The sequence below is a fragment of the Blautia sp. MSJ-19 genome (assembly GCF_018918125.1).
Taxonomy (GTDB): Bacteria; Bacillota; Clostridia; order Lachnospirales; family Lachnospiraceae; genus Blautia_A.
The window spans coordinates 53217-71894 of sequence record NZ_JAHLQA010000029.1; the positions used below are offsets into that span (position 1 = coordinate 53217).

15 protein-coding genes and 1 tRNA gene are annotated in these 18678 nt (G+C 43.3%); 6 read left to right on the forward strand and 10 right to left on the reverse strand.

What is annotated here, in order from left to right:
- Positions 1-32: 32 nt before the first annotated feature.
- From rlmD to KQI91_RS10425, 3 genes are read right to left on the reverse strand one after another with little or no spacing between them, the layout of a single operon-like run.
- Positions 33-1394 (reverse strand): 23S rRNA (uracil(1939)-C(5))-methyltransferase RlmD, encoded by a 1362-nt coding sequence (gene rlmD / locus KQI91_RS10415; RefSeq protein ID WP_216392712.1) that lies wholly within the window; start codon positions 1392-1394, stop codon positions 33-35.
- 5 nt (positions 1395-1399) lie between these two features.
- On the reverse strand, positions 1400-2347 hold the full coding sequence (locus KQI91_RS10420) for a 3'-5' exoribonuclease YhaM family protein (protein WP_216392713.1): 948 nt from the start codon (positions 2345-2347) through the stop codon (positions 1400-1402).
- Positions 2348-2360: 13 nt separating this feature from the next.
- Entirely contained in the window at positions 2361-3653 is a 1293-nt protein-coding gene (locus tag KQI91_RS10425; protein WP_216392714.1) for a S1C family serine protease, read from the reverse strand.
- A gap of 163 nt (positions 3654-3816) precedes the next feature.
- Between KQI91_RS10425 and KQI91_RS10430 the strand changes: the two genes are divergently transcribed.
- Genes KQI91_RS10430 through KQI91_RS10440 form a run of 3 tightly spaced genes read left to right on the forward strand, consistent with a single transcriptional unit; the run spans position 3817 to position 8325 of the window.
- Positions 3817-6198: an endonuclease MutS2 gene (locus tag KQI91_RS10430; RefSeq protein ID WP_216392715.1), complete on the forward strand. Its 2382-nt coding sequence runs from the start codon at positions 3817-3819 to the stop codon at positions 6196-6198.
- A 16-nt stretch (positions 6199-6214) separates the two neighbouring features.
- Positions 6215-6916, forward strand: a complete 702-nt coding sequence (locus KQI91_RS10435; RefSeq protein ID WP_216392716.1) for a response regulator transcription factor — start codon at positions 6215-6217, stop codon at positions 6914-6916.
- Positions 6913-8325 carry a sensor histidine kinase gene (locus KQI91_RS10440; protein ID WP_216392717.1) on the forward strand — a complete coding sequence of 471 codons (1413 nt, stop codon included), beginning with the start codon at positions 6913-6915 and terminating at the stop codon, positions 8323-8325. Before KQI91_RS10435 ends, KQI91_RS10440 begins: the two co-directional genes overlap by 4 nt.
- 43 nt (positions 8326-8368) lie before the next feature.
- Here the strand turns inward: KQI91_RS10440 and KQI91_RS10445 are convergent, their stop codons facing one another.
- From KQI91_RS10445 to KQI91_RS10465, 5 genes are all read right to left on the reverse strand, one after another.
- Positions 8369-8869 (reverse strand): tRNA (cytidine(34)-2'-O)-methyltransferase, encoded by a 501-nt coding sequence (locus tag KQI91_RS10445; RefSeq protein WP_216392718.1) that lies wholly within the window; start codon positions 8867-8869, stop codon positions 8369-8371.
- The gene (locus KQI91_RS10450; protein ID WP_216392719.1) at positions 8856-9476 is read right to left on the reverse strand and encodes an AIR synthase-related protein; all 621 of its coding nucleotides are present in this window, start codon (positions 9474-9476) and stop codon (positions 8856-8858) included. The genes KQI91_RS10445 and KQI91_RS10450 overlap by 14 nt, the downstream gene beginning before the upstream one ends.
- A 179-nt stretch (positions 9477-9655) precedes the next feature.
- On the reverse strand, positions 9656-11302 hold the full coding sequence (locus KQI91_RS10455; RefSeq protein WP_216392720.1) for a B12-binding domain-containing radical SAM protein: 1647 nt from the start codon (positions 11300-11302) through the stop codon (positions 9656-9658).
- A gap of 24 nt (positions 11303-11326) precedes the next feature.
- Positions 11327-11629 carry a thioredoxin gene (gene trxA / locus KQI91_RS10460; RefSeq protein ID WP_216392721.1) on the reverse strand — a complete coding sequence of 101 codons (303 nt, stop codon included), beginning with the start codon at positions 11627-11629 and terminating at the stop codon, positions 11327-11329.
- A gap of 54 nt (positions 11630-11683) precedes the next feature.
- Complete coding sequence (locus tag KQI91_RS10465) at positions 11684-12589, reverse strand: NAD(P)/FAD-dependent oxidoreductase (RefSeq protein ID WP_216392722.1); 906 nt, start codon at positions 12587-12589, stop codon at positions 11684-11686.
- Positions 12590-12911: 322 nt separating this feature from the next.
- On the opposite strand from KQI91_RS10465, the gene KQI91_RS10470 reads away from it, so the two are divergent.
- Positions 12912-14096, forward strand: coding sequence for an iron-containing alcohol dehydrogenase (locus tag KQI91_RS10470; protein WP_216392723.1), 1185 nt, complete (start codon positions 12912-12914; stop codon positions 14094-14096).
- Positions 14097-14229: 133 nt separating this feature from the next.
- On the opposite strand, the gene KQI91_RS10475 is transcribed toward KQI91_RS10470, so the two are convergent.
- On the reverse strand, positions 14230-15300 hold the full coding sequence (locus KQI91_RS10475) for a 3D domain-containing protein (RefSeq protein WP_216392724.1): 1071 nt from the start codon (positions 15298-15300) through the stop codon (positions 14230-14232).
- Positions 15301-15475: 175 nt separating this feature from the next.
- Here KQI91_RS10475 and KQI91_RS10480 point away from each other — a divergent pair, with 175 nt between their 5' ends.
- Both KQI91_RS10480 and KQI91_RS10485 read left to right on the forward strand, forming a co-directional pair.
- Complete coding sequence (locus KQI91_RS10480; RefSeq protein ID WP_216392725.1) at positions 15476-16159, forward strand: lysozyme family protein; 684 nt, start codon at positions 15476-15478, stop codon at positions 16157-16159.
- 133 nt (positions 16160-16292) lie between these two features.
- A tRNA-Gly gene (locus KQI91_RS10485) sits at positions 16293-16365 on the forward strand.
- 102 nt (positions 16366-16467) lie between these two features.
- Here the strand turns inward: KQI91_RS10485 and KQI91_RS10490 are convergent.
- Positions 16468-18417 (reverse strand): CAP domain-containing protein, encoded by a 1950-nt coding sequence (locus KQI91_RS10490; RefSeq protein ID WP_216392726.1) that lies wholly within the window; start codon positions 18415-18417, stop codon positions 16468-16470.
- Positions 18418-18678: the final 261 nt, after the last annotated feature.

An 18678-nucleotide genomic window follows, 5' to 3' on the forward strand; every position in this document is an offset into this window, starting at 1 on the left:
CGGAGTTTAACCAGTTTCCCTATTTGATAGAATTACTGTCTGCCCAAGAGGCACACAGTCTCGACATGCACCGTCTGCGGAAACTGGTCAACCCCACATACTTTCTTCAACTCATATCCATTATCACACAAAAATCTCAGATCCCGCGCAAGTGTCGCGCTGTCGCAGCTTACGTAGACGACACGTTTCGGCTGCATCTTGAGGATGGTCTTAAGCAGCATCTCGTCACAGCCTTTACGTGGGGGGTCGACTACGATCACATCTGCGTAGACACCGTTTTTCTCGTATTCTCTCGGCAGGACTTCTTCTGCTTTTCCGACGAAGAATTCCACGTTCTCAATATTATTGATCTGTGCGTTTCGTTTTGCATCTTCGATCGCTGCCGGGACGATTTCTACGCCTCGGACGAATCTGGCTTTCTGGGCGAGGAAAAGGGAGATTGTTCCGATTCCGCAGTACAGATCCCAGACTGTCTCTTCTCCATGGAGGTCTGCATATTCCAGTGCCTTGGAATACAGTTTCCAGGTCTGTTTCGGATTTACCTGGAAGAAGGAAAGCGGCGAGATCTCGTAGGAAATATCTCCAATCTTATCTGTGATATATTCCTGTCCCCAGATGGTTTTGACCTTGTCGCCAAGGATCACGTTGTTTCGTTTCTTGTTGATGTTCAGGGAAATGCTGGTCATTCCCGGGATCTGTCGCAGTTTCTCGATCAGTTCTTTCTGATGTGGAAGATCCTGCCCGTTGATGATCAGACAGACCATCAGCTCCCCTGTAAAGAATCCATAGCGCACAAAAATATGACGCACCAGTCCCTTGCCTGTCATCTCATCATAAGGACCGATGCCATACTTCTCCATATGTGCGATCACAATATCCAGGATCTCCTTGTTCTGCGAAATTCCCAGCGCACAGTCACGGTTCTCGATGATCGCATGGGTACGTCCTGCATAAAATCCTGTGATGATCCTGCCTTCTTTGTTTCGTCCAACCGGGAACTGTGCCTTGTTTCGATAATGATAAGGCTCGTCCATGCCGATCAGCGGTTCCATCGGAAGGTCACGGAATCCACCAATCCGTTCCAGATGACCACGGAGTTTCTTTTCTTTAAAAACTTTCTGTTCTTCATAAGATACCGCCTGAAGCTGGCATCCACCACACTGACGGGCAGACGGACATACCGGCTCTACACGGTATGGAGATGGTTTCAGGATCTCCATCAGACGTCCGTATCCGTAGTTCTTTTTTGCCTTCATGATCTTGGCTGTAACAGTATCTCCAATCACTGCGTCCTTTACAAAAACAGTGAAGCCATCAGCTTTGCCAATGCCTTCACCGTCTGTTCCGCAGTCCACGATTTCTAACGTAACAATGTCATTTTTACGATATTCCATGAGGATCATACGTCTCCTGTTCTTCTCAGATTTGATTCAAAAAGCCTGTTGTATCCAAGCCATTCTTTCTTGCCTTTGTCCGCTGCAAAGATCTCTGTCAGAGTCTCCATGCGGGCATCTGTGTTGTCTGCAAGATTCAGTGCTACTGCCTCTGCAAGTGCCGGTTTCTTTGGGGAGCCGTATTCCAGCTCGCCGTGATGTGCCAGGATGCAGTGTACCAGCTGGTTTTCCAGTGTTTCCGGGAAATCCGGGATTTCTTTTGCCAGATCATGCACCATCTGGGCACCGATGATGATATGTCCCAGAAGCTGTCCTTCGTCTGTATAATCATTCATCGGGAAGGAAGAAAGTTCCTTCGTCTTGCCAACATCATGAAGAAGTGATGCTGTGATCAGAAGATCTCTCTTAAGAAGCGGATAAGCATTCGCCATATAGTCACAGAGCTTTGTGACACTTAAGGTGTGTTCCATCAGACCACCGATAAAGCCATGGTGTACGGTCTTCGCTGCGGAATGCTCCTGGAAAGATTTCAGAAATTCCCTGTCTTCTACAAAAAGTTTATTCAGAAGTGCGGACAGGTATTCGTTCTTCACGCTCTTAATCATACCAAGGATCTGTCCGTACATATCATCTGTACTATTTTCACTGACCGGAAGATAATCTGCCGGATCGTATTCTCCCTCGTGTGCTTTGCGGACTCTCTTGATATTTAACTGCATGGCACCTGCAAAAGTCGTCACATCTCCGACAACATCAATGTAATCAAGAGCATCAAAGTCATCGATTCCAAGAGAATTGGGATCCCAGATCTTGCCATCCAAAACACCAGTTTTGTCCTGCAGAATCAAATTCTCATAAGGTTTGCCATTCTTTGTCATTGCTGACTGCTTCTGTTTGCAGAGGTAGATCCCATTAAGACGGTCTCCCTCATGTAATTCATTGATAAAACGCATTTTTCTTGCCTTCCTATTTTTCTTTTATTACTATATTTAACTCCACATTTACATATGTACCATAGGGATTCTTGCGATATACTTCAAGTTTTACTCTCGATCCTACGATCTGATTCTGAAGAACTGCTGAATACTCATTCATCGAAGTGATTTCTTCTCCATTCAATGCATGAACGATATCTGCGCTCTGCACTCCGGCTGTCATCGCCGGAGATTCTTCCTCTACAGAATCCACATAAACGCCTCTCGGTATATTCAGATTTTCTGACTGATATTTTGAGATCGTCGCTCCCTGTATTCCAATATAACAGATATCTGCTCCATTTGCCATACCTTCCAGAAGTGGTCGCAACTGTGCCACTTCAACTGCACGTATCACACTGCTGTTGTCGCTCTCCTGATTGCAAATGATTCCTATAACCTCTCCTTCCATATTCAGAAGAAGACCACCACCTTCATCACTTCCAACCATGTCTGTCGTAAGCATACCATATTCTTCATCTGCAATCTTCATACTTCCTGTCGTAGAAGTAATCGTACCACTAACCAGCGAATCATAGTCACCTGTCGGGCTGCCTACTGCAATGACCGGGTCCATCTGTTCTGTATCATCTTCTGCCACAAGCGCTGCCTCAGGAATGTCATTTTGAGTCGAACTCTTTACTTCTGTAAATGGAACACGAAACACATAAAAACCGGTGCGGATATCCTTTTTGCAAAGCTGTGCATCTGCCATATCGCCATTAGAAAATGTCACCTGAAAGGTTCCGGCCTCATTCATTTTGTCTGAATACGTCATTATGTAAAAAGCATCTGCATTCTTTAGAAAAACAAAGCCCTCTTCTTCTCCGTATTTCAAAAATGAATCATCCAGAAGTCCGGAATCCGTTCCCAGTGCCGCAATCCTTACAAGTGCCTTACGTGGTACTTTTGCTGCCTCACGTACCTGATCTGACCACGTTTCTGTTGACTCATCCAGACTGTTCTCTGTAGTAGTGCCGTTTACTTCAGGAACTGTTTCCGTGACAGATTTTTCCTTCGTATGATCCTCATCTGCCATTGCCGTAACAGACGGTGCCAGCGTAACATCTGTATGTTGCTCTGAAGAGTCCCACAATGACCGTATCGTTCCTGGCAAAAACACCGTTATAGTACCAGCAGCACAGCCACCAAAAATCACTCCACAAGCTGCTGCTGTAAGAAATTTGCGAATAAGAAGCTTCCTGTCTGTCGGACGCTCTTTTATTGTTTCTTTTATAAAAGGGTAATTCTCCGAAGATGTCTTCCCGTCATTTCGTTTCGTCATAAGAATTCTCCTGTAAATCCCAACCTGATAAATCATGTATTATTTTAGCAAAATTTTATGAAGTTTTTATGAACAAAATTTCACATTTTTCTTTTCATTCCCGCCAAAATCATGTAGAATAAAGACTGGTAAACTAAGCCAATTTGAGCAATGAGGAGTTATTATGAATCAAAAAGCATTAAATGCATTGGAATATCCAAAAATCATAGAAAAACTTACAGACAAAGCATCTTCTTACATGGGTAAGGAACTCTGTAAAAATCTGGAACCTTCCACAGATCTGGAGACCATCCGTCTGATGCAGGTACAGACCAAAGATGCCCTGACAAGATTATTCCAGAAGGGGACTATCTCTTTTGGCAATGTCAAAGATATACGAGGTTCTCTGAAACGTCTGGAAATCGGCAGTTCACTTGGCATTCAGGAAATTCTTGCTGTCTGTGGACTTCTGGAAAATACTTCCAGAGTCAAAGCCTATTCCCGCAAGGAACGCAACGACCTGCCGGAGGATTCTCTGGACAGTATGTTTGACGGACTTTCTCCGCTGACTCCACTGTCTGTTGAAATCCGCAGATGTATTCTCTCTGACGATGAGATCAGTGATGATGCAAGTCCTGCTCTCCGTCAGATCCGCCGTAACATGAAAATTACCAACGACCGCATCCACACGCAGCTTGCCGGTCTGGTAAATGGCGGTGCACGTACTTATCTGCAGGATTCCGTTATTACCATGCGAAATGGCAGATACTGTATTCCTGTCAAAGCAGAATACAAAGGACAGGTCCCTGGTATGATCCACGATCAGTCTTCTACCGGTTCTACTCTGTTTATTGAACCAATGTCCGTTGTCAAACTGAACAATGATATGCGTGAACTGGAACTTCAGGAACAAAAAGAAATTGAAGTTATCCTCTCTGACCTCAGCCAGCAGATTGCCCTTGAACAGGAAGCAATTACTTTAAACCTTGAACTGATGGTCCAGCTTGACTTCATTTTTGCAAGAGCCGCTCTTGCCATGGAAATGAACGCCAGCGAACCTGTTTTTAATGATGAAGGACGTATCAATCTAAAAAAAGCACGTCATCCTCTGATCAACAAGAAAAAAGTAGTTCCAATTGATATACGACTTGGAGATGATTTTGACCTTCTTGTAATCACAGGTCCTAATACCGGTGGTAAAACTGTTTCCCTGAAAACTGTCGGTCTGCTTACACTTATGGGACAGTCCGGGCTTCATATTCCGACTCTGGATCGAAGCGAACTGGCACTTTTCCACGAAGTTTATGCAGATATCGGGGATGAGCAGAGTATTGAACAGTCATTGAGCACCTTCTCCTCTCATATGACCAACATTGTTTCTTTCCTGACCAAAGCTGACCGCCATTCACTGGTTCTGTTTGACGAGCTCTGTTCCGGAACAGATCCGACAGAAGGTGCCGCACTTGCTATCTCCATTCTGTCTTATCTTCATGAGCGAGGCATACGCACCATGGCAACCACCCATTACAGCGAATTGAAGGTCTTTGCACTCTCTGCTTCCGGTGTAGAAAACGCCTGTTGTGAATTCGATGTAGAAACACTGAGTCCGACCTACCGCCTGCTGATCGGTGTTCCTGGAAAAAGTAATGCATTTGCAATTTCCTCCAAACTTGGAATTCCGGAATCAATCATCGAAAAAGCCCGTGAACAGATCAATGAACAGGATGAATCTTTTGAAGATGTACTGTCTTCTCTGGAAGAAAGCCGTATCACCATTGAAAATGAACGCACCGAGATTGCACAGTACAAACTTGAAATCGAGGCTCTTAAAAAACAGCTGGAAAACAAACAGGAAAAACTTGATGTTCAGAAAGAACGCATTATCCGCCAGGCTAACGAAGAAGCGCACAAAGTCCTTCAGGATGCCAAAGATTATGCAGATCAGACAATGAAACTTTTCCACAAATTCCATAACGAATATGTAGACACTGCAGCTGTAGAACGTGAACGTCAGCAGCTTCGCAAACGCCTCAACAAAGCTGAACAGAAAATGGCTCAACCGACCGTCAAAAAGAAACCAAAAAAAGAACTGACCGCCAAAGATATCCATCTTGGAGATACCGTTCGTGTGCTCAGCATGAATCTCAAAGGTACCATCAGTACCCGGCCGGATTCCAAAGGATATTTATTTGTTCAGATGGGAATCATCCGTTCCAAAGTCCATATCTCTGATCTGGAACTGATCGATGAACCAGTGATTACCACTCCATCTCTTTCCCGGACCGGAGCCGGAAAGATCCGCATGTCCAAATCAGCCAGCGTCTCTACTGAAATCAATCTTCTCGGTAAAACCGTTGATGAGGCAGTTGCTGAACTGGACAAATATCTGGATGATGCTTATCTTGCACATCTTAAAACCGTTCGAATCGTTCATGGCAAAGGAACCGGTGCCCTCCGTAAAGGTGTTCACAATTATCTGAAACGCCAGAAACATGTAGCCTCTTACCGACTCGGTGAATTTGGCGAGGGCGATGCCGGTGTAACGATCGTAGAATTCAAAAAATAAGGGAAAGGCGAATATTATGGTAACAAAACAGAAAATCTTAATCGTAGATGATGACAACAACATTGCTGAACTGATTTCTTTATATCTTACAAAAGAATGTTTTGAAACCAGAATTGTCAACGACGGAGAACAGGCTTTAAAAGAGTTTTCCGCTTTCCGGCCAGATCTGATCCTGCTTGATCTGATGCTTCCGGGCATCGACGGCTACCAGGTCTGCCGGGAGATCCGTCATACCTCTGACGTTCCGATCATCATGCTTTCCGCAAAGGGTGAAACTTTTGATAAAGTCCTTGGACTGGAACTCGGTGCTGATGATTACATTATCAAACCTTTTGATACCAAAGAACTAGTTGCACGTGTCCGTGCCGTACTTCGCCGCTTCAAAGTCCGTCAGCCAGCCAGCAATCCTGATGAAAAATGCGTTAGTTTCCCGGACCTGACGATCAATCTGACCAACTACTCTGTCACTTATATGGGGCGGCAGATCGATATGTCTCCGAAGGAACTTGAGCTTCTTTATTTTCTGGCAGCATCTCCAAACCAGGTATTTACCAGAGAACAGCTTCTGGATCATATCTGGGGATATGAATATATCGGCGATACCCGCACAGTAGATGTCCATATCAAACGTCTCCGTGAAAAGATCAAGGATCATCCGCAGTGGAGTCTTTCCACTGTCTGGGGCATTGGTTACAAATTTGAGGTCAAAAACAAATGAAAAAGAAATTGACCACGGCATTTTTTACCGGTTATATCCTGATAGGAGTTCTTGGATTTTTTCTGATAACTTATATCGGCTCGCATCTGCTCGAAAACCGTCTTGAGAAATCTATCAGTTCTGACATATACCAGACTGCACACCGCATAGCCGAAAGCAGTCTGGTCAGCAACAATATCATTTCTTCCAATATGGAAGAAGTAAGAGATAGTCTTTCTCTGGCTGCCAGTTATCCTGACACCATCATATGGATCATCAACAGTAACGGTCAGATCATCCTCAGCACCCGCAAGGACATTTCGCCTGATAATCCGATTGATTTCGAGGGCTTTAATCCTGCCTCATGGGGAAGCAATTACTACCAGGTCGGTGATTTCTACGGATATTTCCCGGAAACACGTATGAGTGCCATCGCTCCAATCACAGAAGATATGACAACACGGGGATATGTCGCTATCCATTATCTTATGAGCGATCTGTATCAGAACCGCAGCACACTGCTGTGGATCATGCAGCTTTTGTATATCTGCACTTACCTTGTCATAGCTTTCGTACTCTTTTTCTGGTACAATCATTACATACGCATACCTTTCAAAGAGATCACCAAAGCTGCTTCGGAATTTGCCAACGGAAATCTGTCTTACCGGATCCCCCTTGATTCTGAGAACGAGCTCGGCTATCTGGCAAAGAACATGAACTATATGGCAGACAAATTAAACCGCAACGGAGAATATCAGCGACAGTTTATCTCTAACATTTCGCATGACTTCCGTTCTCCGCTTACCTCGATCAAAGGTTACGTAGAAGCCATGATTGACGGTACGATTCCTGTCGAGATGCAGGAAAAATATCTCAAGATCATTTCCTATGAGGCAGAACGTCTGGAAAAACTTACCCGTGGTCTTCTGACACTGAACGAACTGGATATCCAGAAACGTATGCTCAACGTTCAGCCATTCGATATCAACAGTGTCATCAAGGCTACTGCAGCTTCATTTGAAGGCTCCTGTACCAGCAGAAACATTCTTCTGGAGCTGATCTTGTCCGGGCAAAAGCTAATGGCCCAGGCTGATATGGAACAGATTCAACAGGTTCTCTACAATCTCCTGAGCAATGCGATTAAATTCAGTCCTGACAATTCCACGATTACGATCGAGACCACAGAAAAGAATGACAAAATTTTTGTTTCTGTCAAAGATCACGGAATAGGAATCCCAAAAGCCAGCCTCCAGAAAATCTGGGAACGTTTCTACAAGATTGACCGGTCCCGCGGCAAAGATCAAAAAGGCACCGGCCTTGGTCTGGCAATTGTCAAGGAAATCATTCATGCTCATGGACAACACATCAATGTAATCAGCACCGAAGGTGTTGGCACAGAATTTATTTTTACATTAGAAAAGGCAAAGTAGAGTTTTCTCCACTTTGCCTTTTTTCTGTATGATAAACTATCATTTATTCCCATGTGTGATTGTGAAGCTGTCCCTGAAGCTGCATATGATCAAAATTATTCTGACGTAATGCCTCATAAAGTACAATTGCCACGGAATTACTGAGATTCAGTGAACGTATCTCATTGATCATCGGAATACGCACACAGTTATCTTTGTGTTCCATGAGAATTTCTTCCGGGATTCCTGCACTTTCTTTTCCAAACATGATATAACAGTCTTCTTCGTAATGTACATCTGTATATGTCTTAAGCGCCTTCGTCGTTGCATAATAAATCTTTGCATTTGGATTTTTTTCTACAAAGTCTTCATAATCCAGATATGTTGTCACATCAAGATCTTTCCAGTAATCCATGCCGGCCCTTTTGAGTGCTTTTTCACTGAGACTAAATCCCAAAGGTTCGATCAGATGCAATTTCGTGTCCGTTGCCACACATGTTCTTCCTATATTTCCTGTATTTGCCGGAATCTCTGGTTCCAGCAGTACAATATTAAGCTTTGCCATGTTCTTTTTCTCTGTCCTTTCCAGATATGATTTCTGATAAATGAAGTCTTGGACGTTCCAGATATCTTATAATCTCTCCACTGTGAAGGATACGGTCATTTCCACCATCCGCATGTCCGATCACAGCTGCATGAATTCCGCTCATCTCCAGATCTCGCACCAGTGCGTCTCCCTGCGCAGTACCAATCAGCACGGATCCCTCTGCCTCCAGCTTATAAGGATCCACACCCACTCTCTCACAGACTTCAATCGTTTCCTGTCGAATCGGTATCCTGCGAAGATCCACATCCAGCCCAACGCCTGAGGCTTCCGCCATCTTCCACAGACCACTTAATATCCCGCCATTTTCGGTAAAATATAAAGCAGATATTCTGGAATCTTCCCAACAGGTCTCTTCTCTGGAAATCATACATTTTTCTAATGTATCTGCTCCCATGCAAAGAAAACTTTCTGAAAAGTAATTGCGGAGAACCTCTCTTTCCTGCCCGATCAACTGTAAAGTACCGGATATTCCCGTCTCTCCTGCTACCACCAGATCATCTCCCGGTCGGAGTCTTCCTGTGATTTCTGCCTGCAGTGCCTCTAATGCCTGCTGTCCTAATTTCATATTTTCCCTCCAGTGTTTATCATTCTCAGCTTCTGTTTATAACAGAATGGAAAGCACACTTGGAACGACCATTGCCAGAACCAGAATCACTGCAATCACAGCTGTAATAATTTTTCTTTTTTTCGGATCAAATATTCCCATGTTATCTGTCACCTCTTATCATCTATAACTGAATCATTTTATAATTGAATAGTCTCTGTATGTGCATTATTTGACAACGGATCACGGTGTTCATAATCAAACAGAACCGTCGTCCCATCCAAAAAGACCTCAATATGTGCGGTTTTGGGAATCTGGTTACTCTTTCTGTAATTCCACACCGCTGTCTCATATGGTTTCTGATCCAATGCAAATGCCGGACGTTTTTTGAGTTTTTCTCTCAGATACAGGTCATACAGCATCTTCTGCGCTGCTGTCTCTGTCGGCACTTCGGTCTCTTCTCTTAAGAATTCCAGAAGGATCTCATATCGACGCATTCGGGAATGTGAGATTTCACTGTAACCTTTCTTCTCATAAAAAGCTCCCAGCTGCTCATAGAATGTAAAAGCATCTTTGGCAAACGGAACCAGATATTCTAACGTATGTTGGAACTGCCCACTATTATAATACACTTCCACCATACTTTCTACCATTTTCAGTCTCAAGACTTCTCCATAGGAAAGCCAGTTTGTGGAAAGCACCTCATACGGTTCTTTTTCTTTATGAACGATTCCGTAACCTTCTGCCTCCTTCTGCATCAGAGATCCCTTCAGGACCTTCAGGAACCCCAGCTGCAGCTGATCCGGCTTCATGCGGTATACGTCGTTGAATGAACGATGAAATGTATCATAGTCTTCATATGGAAGTCCCGCAATCAGGTCCAGATGTTGATGAATATTGCGGAAGCTGTGTACCCTGTCTACACATCGTTCCAGTTTATCCAGATCCATATGTCTGTGAATTGCACGGATTGTTTCCGGATTGGTTGACTGTACACCGATCTCTAACTGAATCAGACCCGGACGCATATGTTCCATCAGATTTATTTCTTCTTCACGAAGAAGGTCTGCTGATATCTCAAAATGAAAATTCGTCACCCCATTATCATGTTCCAGAATATATTTCCAGACAGTCATGGCATGCTCATGTTTGCAGTTAAACGTACGGTCAACAAATTTCACCTGAGGCACTTTATGGTCGAGAAAAAACTGCAGTTCTTTTTTTACAAGTTCCAGATCACGAAAACGCAGCTTTTTATCAATAGAGGACAGGCAGTAACTGCAGGAAAACGGACAGCCTCTGCTGCTCTCATAATAAATGATTCTGTTTTCAAAATCCTCCAGATGTTCGTAAACAAACGGAATCTCACTTAAATCCATCAGTTCCCGCCATCCGTTATGGTGAATTTCGACTCCGCTGCGGTATGCGATCCCAGGAACTTCTTCAAGTCTTCCCTTCCCGTCTATGTAAAATTCCAGAAGATCATGGAACGTCTTTTCACCTTCTCCTACCATCACACCAGTTATCTCCGGCATCTCTGTCAGGAATTTTTCGGCATCATATGAAACCTCCGGTCCTCCGGCCCAGAAAGCGGTATCCGGAAGTATTTTTGCCAGATCACGAATCAGTTCCCTCACAAAAGAAACATTCCAGATATAACAGGAGAAGCAGACAACGTCTGCTCCACTGCTGTAAATATCTTTAAGAATCTCATCTTTGGGCTGATTGATCGTGTACTCTCGAAGAAGCACATATTCTTCGTAGTCAGAAGAGTATGCTTTCAGATCATATACAGCCAGATTTGAATGAATATATTTTGCATTGCATGCTGCAAGTAAGATTTTCATGAATATAACAAACCTTTCCCGGTATTATTCATCCAGAAGTTTCTTAAGGTCTTCTTTGGATGTCAGACCTACCAGACGATGCACTTCCTGTCCGCCTTTGAAGATCAGAAGAGTCGGAATGCTCATAACTTTAAACTGCTGTGCGAGCCCCATTTCCTGATCAACATCAATCTTACCCACATTATAGCCTTCTTCTCCCAGTTCTTCTACAATTGGTCCCTGACGCATACACGGTCCACACCAGGTTGCCCAGAAATCGATCAGGATCGGTTTTTCTGATTTTAATACTTCTTCTTCAAAATTTTGTGATGTAATTGTTTTTGCCATAATAACTCTCCTTTTCTGTATATACTGTTATTTTGTATTTTTATTATTTATAGATCAGGCTTTTGCCCTCCTCTGGCGGATATATTTTCCCGCGCTGATGCCAGCCATACTGCCTTCATACACTGCCTTGGATACCTGGAGCAGTCCTCCCGTACAGTCTCCTGCCGCAAAAAGTCCCGGAATCGTAGTTTCCATCTCCGGAGTAACCCTGATATTTCCCTTATCTGTCAACTCTGCACCCATCTGACGCGCGATTTCTGTGCTGCCAGCTGTTCCCAATGCGACGAACACACCATCTGCCGGATAAAAAGAGCCAGTCTCGCTGCCATCTTCGGATGCAGAAACATCAGTTTCCATCCGAAGCCCTGAAACAGTATCTTCGCCCTCGATTGCCTGAATCTTCATGGTATTGACTGCGATTGGGTGTGCTTTGGAAAACTCCGGTTCTCTGCCATTGGTATAGATTGTTACAGATGGAGTCACATTTCGCAGTTCCTCCGCCTCATGCAATGCAAAATCACTGTTTCCAAGCACCGCCACTTCTCGATTCCGATAAAAGAATGCGTCACAAACAGCACAATAGCTGACTCCCTTTCCTTCAAACTCACGAATTCCCGGAATAGAAGGTGCTGTACGTTTGCCACCAGTCGCCAGAATCACACTGACTGTGTCATAAGTCCCTGCTGTTGTCTGTACCGAAAAAGTGTCAAACCCACTGATTCCAAGTACCTGTGCATCGATCACACGGACACCAAGTGCTTTCGCCTGTGCCAGCCCCCTCTCATAGAGTTCTTCTCCTGAGATTGGCTGTTCCAGGCCATAGTAATTCTCAATTTTTTCAGCTTTTGCCAATGCACCGATTCCATTATTGATCAACAGCGGATTCAGATTGCCTCTGGCTGTATATAATGCTGCAGAAATCCCGGCAGGACCTCCACCGATAATGATTACATTTTCCATTTTATCACCTGAAATTCTCATTGATTTATAATATACATAACCGTTTCCTGCGTTCCAGATGTTACTGTTTTCTTTGTCCACAGCAACTTCTTAACTACTATACACTATTCTGCAAAAAATTTCAGCATTTATTCTGTTTCTTCTGCCTTTTTATTATACTTGACTCCTGTTATTTTCTCAAGAGAATTTGTCTCGTATAACTTTTTAAATACATGTTTTTCTTTTTTCTTAATTTTTTTGCTGGTTTTTCTGTAATTTTTGTTACAATTATGCTATATTTTTATTGTATTATGCCTGATCATAAACAAGGAGTTCAACTATCATGAGAAGTTTTGAATATTATACACCCACAAAAGTGATTTTTGGAAAAGATACACATTTAAAAGCAGGAGATATCTTAAAAGATTATGACTGTCACAAAGTTCTCATTCATTACGGAAGTGACAGTGCTGTAAAATCCGGTCTGATCGACGAAATCAGCAAATGTCTTACCGATGCCGGAATTGATTTCATTACTTTGGGCGGTGTTGTTCCGAATCCCCGTCTTTCAAAAGTACGTGAAGGAATTGCTCTCTGCCAGAAAGAACACGTAGATTTCATTCTGGCCGTCGGCGGAGGAAGCGTTATTGACTCTGCAAAAGCAATCGGCTATGGTGTTGCCAATCCCTGGACAGATGTCTGGAACTTTTTTCTCAAAACAGAAATCCCTACAGCCTGTCTTCCAATCGGTGCTATTCCAACAATTGCAGCTTCCGGAAGCGAAATGAGTGGTTCCTGTGTCATCACAAATGAAGACGGCTGGTTGAAACGCGGAAGTACCCGCAGTGATCTCTGCCGCCCCAAATTCACTCTGATGAACCCGAGACTTACTTATACTTTACCGGAATACCAGACAGAAAGCGGCTGTGTAGATATCCTTCTGCATACCATGGAACGTTATTTTGTCAATATTGAAACAATGGAAATCACAGACAGCATCAGCGAATCATTGATGCAGACAGTCATTTATAATGCACGCATTCTTTTGAACGAACCTGGTAACTACAATGCACGTGCCGAGATCATGTGGGCCGGAAGTCTCTCTCACAATGGGCTGACCGGTTGCGGAACTGGTGGCGGTGACTGGGCATGTCATCAGCTGGAGCATGAGCTTGGCGGACTTTATGATATAACACATGGTGCCGGACTTGCTGCTATCTGGGGAAGTTGGGCCCGCTATGTGTATGATGCCAATCCAGAACGTTTTGCACAGTTTGCTACGAATATTTTTGATATTCCATGTTATGCTGATTATGAAAATACCGCGCTTGCCGGTATTGAAGCAATGGAAGACTTTTTCCGTTCCATTCATATGCCTACCAGCCTGCACGAGCTTGGACTTGACCTGACAGATGAACAGATTCATGAACTTGCTTTTAAATGCAGTTTTGAAGACACACGCACTATCGGCATTTTCAAACAGCTGAATATGAAAGATATGGAAAAAATCTATACAATGGCAAGATAACCGCAACTATTTCCAAATTTTTAATTAACAGATATTCAAAGGCAGGAATCCCGAACATTCAGGATTCCTGCCTTGTTTTCACATAAAAATGATTCCGTCATGCACACAAAACTATTTTGAATGCCATGCTATATCACTTGATTAGATATACTTCTGTATTGTAGGTGCCTTTTGCTTCACCTTCTGCATGCGTAGCCACATAAATATCTATACGATTTTTCTTAATCGCACCACCGCAATCCTCAGCTACGTAAACCTGTCCGTTGATCACAACTTTACTTCCATATGGAATCACTGTAGGATCTACGGCAATCGTATGATTCGTAGTTGCAGTAACGCCAGTAGATGTAATGCCATTTGCATACGGACCGCAGCAGATACTGCATGGGCAATAATGTGTGATTTTGAATACGCCCAGATCCTGTAGATTTGCATCCGAAGAAGCCGCAACCGGTGTACCGATCTGCACACCATTCTGCTCAGTCACATCTGGAGCAGCTTCTTCGAGAGCATCTGCAAACACACCCTCGCCACTGCCCTCATGCAGGGTACCGGCATCCTTATCCGTATCGATCGTATCCTCGCCCGCCGTCTCTGTATCAGAAAGATTAAGGCAGCTTGTCGGAATATAGCCTTCCGCTTCTGAACCATCCGCATTTTGGTATGTAATCCTGCTCCAGACTTCATCTACTGTACCAGTCTGCCTCACCTGATCCATTTCCAGGACTTCCCCTACTTCTTCACCATCTTTTTTGCTCGGATAATCCAGTACCGTCGTGTCACTTATCACCTCTGCCTCTTCATCTGCAGCCTGAACCTCATCGTTCTCGCTGAGCATCTGATTCTGAATATAACCGATCACATTTCCCTCATCCGTTTCACAGGATACCTTGCTCCATCCATTATCGCACACCGCAGTACGTTCCAGTATATCTCCTAAACCTACATCTGCCAGTTTATCACTGCCCTCTCCAGGTTTTGAATAAATTCCTGCACTTTTCGCGGATACATATAAAGAATCCTGTACAGCAGCAACCTTTACTGTATTCCCACTTCCATCTTCCGTCTCAAATACCTGTATTGCTTTATCGGCTTTGTGATCTGCCTCGGTTACTGTCTCGTAATCCTGCACAGCACCATAAGTCAGCGATGCATGGCAGGTCAGGACAGTTCCCAGAAGGACTGCACATACTCTTTTTTTCATAGGTTTCCACCTCATTTCTATTGCTTTTCATTTCCCCATCTCTTGCATACTTCCGGTTTATTCTAGCACAAGAAATGTTCAATTTCAAATTTACACAGTTTTTTCACGAAATTTTAAGAAAATCCTTAGAATTCTTTTCTTTTCAAAATCTTGTTTACAGGCTACAATATGAATTATGAAAACATACAAAAGACAACTAACACCTAATGCAAAAAAACAGCGTCTACTAAACCGTCGCAGACAGGTACGCCGTCAAAAAATATTTCTGCTTTCTATTTTTCTTCTGGCTGCCATTCTGCTGTTGGCTTTTTCCGGAGTTGGACCTCTTCGAAAGGGAGCCCTGACCTATCACATCAATGCTTCCTGCGAATCCTATCGCAGCGATGTTGAACAGGCTGCTGCTGCCTATGATATGTCTGATTATGTGGATCTGCTCCTTGCGCTTATGATGCAGGAAAGCTCCGGCCAGGGAACTGACGTAATGCAGTCTTCCGAAGGCGCATATAATACCCGGTATCCTCAGACGCCGAATGGAATCACAGATGCAGATTACTCCATTGCCTGTGGAATCCAGGAACTGAAATACTCTATGGAAAAAGCCGGTGTGACCGGACCAAAAGATATTTCTGGTATACAACTCGCACTTCAGGGGTACAACTTTGGTGCCGATGTTTATTTCAAGTATCTGGAAGAAAACCAAATCACCACCTGGTCCGTGGCAAGTTCAGAAAAATTCGCGGAAATGGCAAGCGGTGAAACTGCCCGTTCACAGGAAGACCCTCTTTATGCGACTGCCGGTCCCTGGGACTACGGAGATCAGCATTATCCAGAACATGTTCTGCGCTATTATCATCCCTAAAACATTCTAAAAATGCCAGATAAAATTTTTTTATAAATTTTTTAAATTTTTTCAAAAAAACATTTGACAACTACAATTTTATCTGGTATTATATGTCTTGTCGATGAGGAACACACTTCTTCACAAGACATATGCGATAGTGGCGTAGTTGGTAACGCGCGACCTTGCCAAGGTCGAGACCGCGGGTTCGAGCCCCGTCTATCGCTCTTTTTTTGTTCAAGAACCAGAAATCACATTCTGGTTCTTTTTATTTTTTATATAAAAAGAAGAGAATCTTCTGATTCGACTCTCTTCTTTTTACATTCTTTCTATTTTACTTTTACGCTTTTAATCGTGCTGTATTTTCCATATAATGTTTTTCCATCTATCTTTTTATATGCTCTTACTTTCACATAATAAGTCTTTTGGGATGTAAGCTGCGTAATAGTCATGCTTGCATTTTGTGCACTTACATTTACATATCGATATTGCTTATTTTTATTTGTAGAATAGGCAATCTGATAACCGCTTACACCAGACATCTTCCTGCAGGAAACAGTAAATTTCTTTTTTCCCGCCGTCACTTTGCTGATTGCAGCCTTACCTGGTACAATGTAGAAAGTCCTGCTGACAGATCCTTTATAATTTCCTTTTCCTGAAATCTTAATCGTCGCTTTTCCAGGTGCTGTATTTTTGCCATACGTCACCTTGTAATCAGATGTTGATAATTTTTTCTTGCCATCATAAACAACAACCGTCGGACGAATTTGTTTACCAGTTGCAGTTTTTGTGATCGGAACTCCTTTAACCGTTACCTTACTGATTGATTTTGCGGAGATTTTTACAGTCTTGGTCACAGTTCCTGTATAAGTCCCTTTTCCCTTGATTGTCACCTTAATAGTCTTACCGGTCTGTGATGCTTTTGTGTAGGTATACGTATAATCTTTTCCGACTTTTAAAGTCTGATTGCCATAGGTGATCTTTACAGATGGTTTTACATTGGCTCCTGTATACGTGCAGTTTCCAATCGTAATTTTTGTTTTGCTAAGTTTAACTGTCTGCTTTTCTACAGTGATCGTCGCAGAAGCTTTGATCCCGTTTCCCGCATTTGCAGTAATCGTCGCTTTACCAGATGCAATTCCCCGCACAGTTCCTTCCTGATCAACTGTCGCTACTTTGGCATTACTGGATGACCATGTAACTTTTTCTGCCGTAATCCCATCCAGGCAAAAAGTCCAGTTGGCCTCTGTTCCCAGTGCAAGAACTGCTTCTGTTGTCTTCCCTGTCTTTATCTTGGCGTCCGCAAGCATAAGCTGTGTTTCCAATCCCGAACGCTGCACTTCAATCACCTGTATATAGTCCTTCATAGATGGGGCTTTTGTCTCATCCAGATCAGAATAGCCAGAAAACTCCCCTGCTGTCGAATTTGCATAAGCTGCAGTATCACTGAGGAAACAGCCAACTCCCACATACAGATTATCCGGATCGATCATAGATGTATAATGTCCTGTTACCGCATCTTCATTCCTGTTTACCCAGTCATCCTTTTCCATATACCATTGCTGAATTCCCGTCAACATGGAATCCGAAAAACTATTCCATGCAAGCACTTCTGCACAACTGTCAATTCCATTCGGAGATGTCAGGCTGAAGCAGCTTTCTCCATTTGGTCTTGTATGTCCAAGTACGGCAGATGCTTCTGCTGCACGGATACGGGCAATATATTCCAGATCGGATGACCATTTGATCGGTACATAGTCTGCAGAAGTAAGTTTCCGACCGGAATCTCTTGGATCCGGATACCCCTTATCACACGCTTCCTTACGATACTGATTGATCAGTTTCAGTGCATTCTGTGCGTCCGTAACATAGCTTCCCAAAACACCAACCAGAACACAGCCCTCAGATGCCATCTCCGTATCTGTAGGAATCAGCCCATCCGGATAATTCCAGTTGATATTTCCACCCGTAGTTCCCACTGAATCTACCGTATTTTCAGAAGTAAAAAGATCCGTTTCTTCACTTTCAGATGGATTCTCTTCAGCATCGTCCGAAGTTATCGCATTTTCCTCTTCTTCATCTTCTGTATTCTCAACACTGACATCTGCCTCTTGTTCCTGTGCTTCTTCTGTTTCTGGCTCTAACGTAATTTCTGCTGTATCCGTCTCCTGTTCAGCCACAACAGCAGAATCAGAAAAATCTTCTGCCATAACAGGTGCAGATATCCCGGTTAATGTTACCGTCAGACTCAAAAACAATACTGCAAGTCGCTTCCTCATTTTCATCTCCTCCTTAATCCGTTTTTTCTATACTATAACATATTTTGCAAAAAGGGAGGAACTATTTTCCCAATGTCATTTAGTTAAGGCATTAAAGAGCTACTTCTTCCAGAGCAAGGTAGATAGAAATATGTACCTTGCTCTTTTTTTGTAACTTTTTCTAAAAAACACTTGACAAATATCTGAAAATTTGCGGCGAAGCCCCTTGAATGTAATACATTTTAGGAGGTAACGTCTATGATATTTGCAGAACGGGTAAAA

What these genes read in the sequence shown, in the direction of transcription:
- rlmD (WP_216392712.1), bottom strand. Translation starts at nt 1,394, where the DNA reads ATGGAATATCGTAAAAATGACATTGTTACGTTAGAAATCGTGGACTGC.
- KQI91_RS10420 (WP_216392713.1), bottom strand. Translation starts at nt 2,347, where the DNA reads ATGCGTTTTATCAATGAATTACATGAGGGAGACCGTCTTAATGGGATC.
- KQI91_RS10425 (WP_216392714.1), bottom strand. Translation starts at nt 3,653, where the DNA reads ATGACGAAACGAAATGACGGGAAGACATCTTCGGAGAATTACCCTTTT.
- KQI91_RS10430 (WP_216392715.1), top strand. Translation starts at nt 3,817, where the DNA reads ATGAATCAAAAAGCATTAAATGCATTGGAATATCCAAAAATCATAGAA.
- KQI91_RS10435 (WP_216392716.1), top strand. Translation starts at nt 6,215, where the DNA reads ATGGTAACAAAACAGAAAATCTTAATCGTAGATGATGACAACAACATT.
- KQI91_RS10440 (WP_216392717.1), top strand. Translation starts at nt 6,913, where the DNA reads ATGAAAAAGAAATTGACCACGGCATTTTTTACCGGTTATATCCTGATA.
- KQI91_RS10445 (WP_216392718.1), bottom strand. Translation starts at nt 8,869, where the DNA reads ATGGCAAAGCTTAATATTGTACTGCTGGAACCAGAGATTCCGGCAAAT.
- KQI91_RS10450 (WP_216392719.1), bottom strand. Translation starts at nt 9,476, where the DNA reads ATGAAATTAGGACAGCAGGCATTAGAGGCACTGCAGGCAGAAATCACA.
- KQI91_RS10455 (WP_216392720.1), bottom strand. Translation starts at nt 11,302, where the DNA reads ATGAAAATCTTACTTGCAGCATGCAATGCAAAATATATTCATTCAAAT.
- trxA (WP_216392721.1), bottom strand. Translation starts at nt 11,629, where the DNA reads ATGGCAAAAACAATTACATCACAAAATTTTGAAGAAGAAGTATTAAAA.
- KQI91_RS10465 (WP_216392722.1), bottom strand. Translation starts at nt 12,589, where the DNA reads ATGGAAAATGTAATCATTATCGGTGGAGGTCCTGCCGGGATTTCTGCA.
- KQI91_RS10470 (WP_216392723.1), top strand. Translation starts at nt 12,912, where the DNA reads ATGAGAAGTTTTGAATATTATACACCCACAAAAGTGATTTTTGGAAAA.
- KQI91_RS10475 (WP_216392724.1), bottom strand. Translation starts at nt 15,300, where the DNA reads ATGAAAAAAAGAGTATGTGCAGTCCTTCTGGGAACTGTCCTGACCTGC.
- KQI91_RS10480 (WP_216392725.1), top strand. Translation starts at nt 15,476, where the DNA reads ATGAAAACATACAAAAGACAACTAACACCTAATGCAAAAAAACAGCGT.
- KQI91_RS10490 (WP_216392726.1), bottom strand. Translation starts at nt 18,417, where the DNA reads ATGAGGAAGCGACTTGCAGTATTGTTTTTGAGTCTGACGGTAACATTA.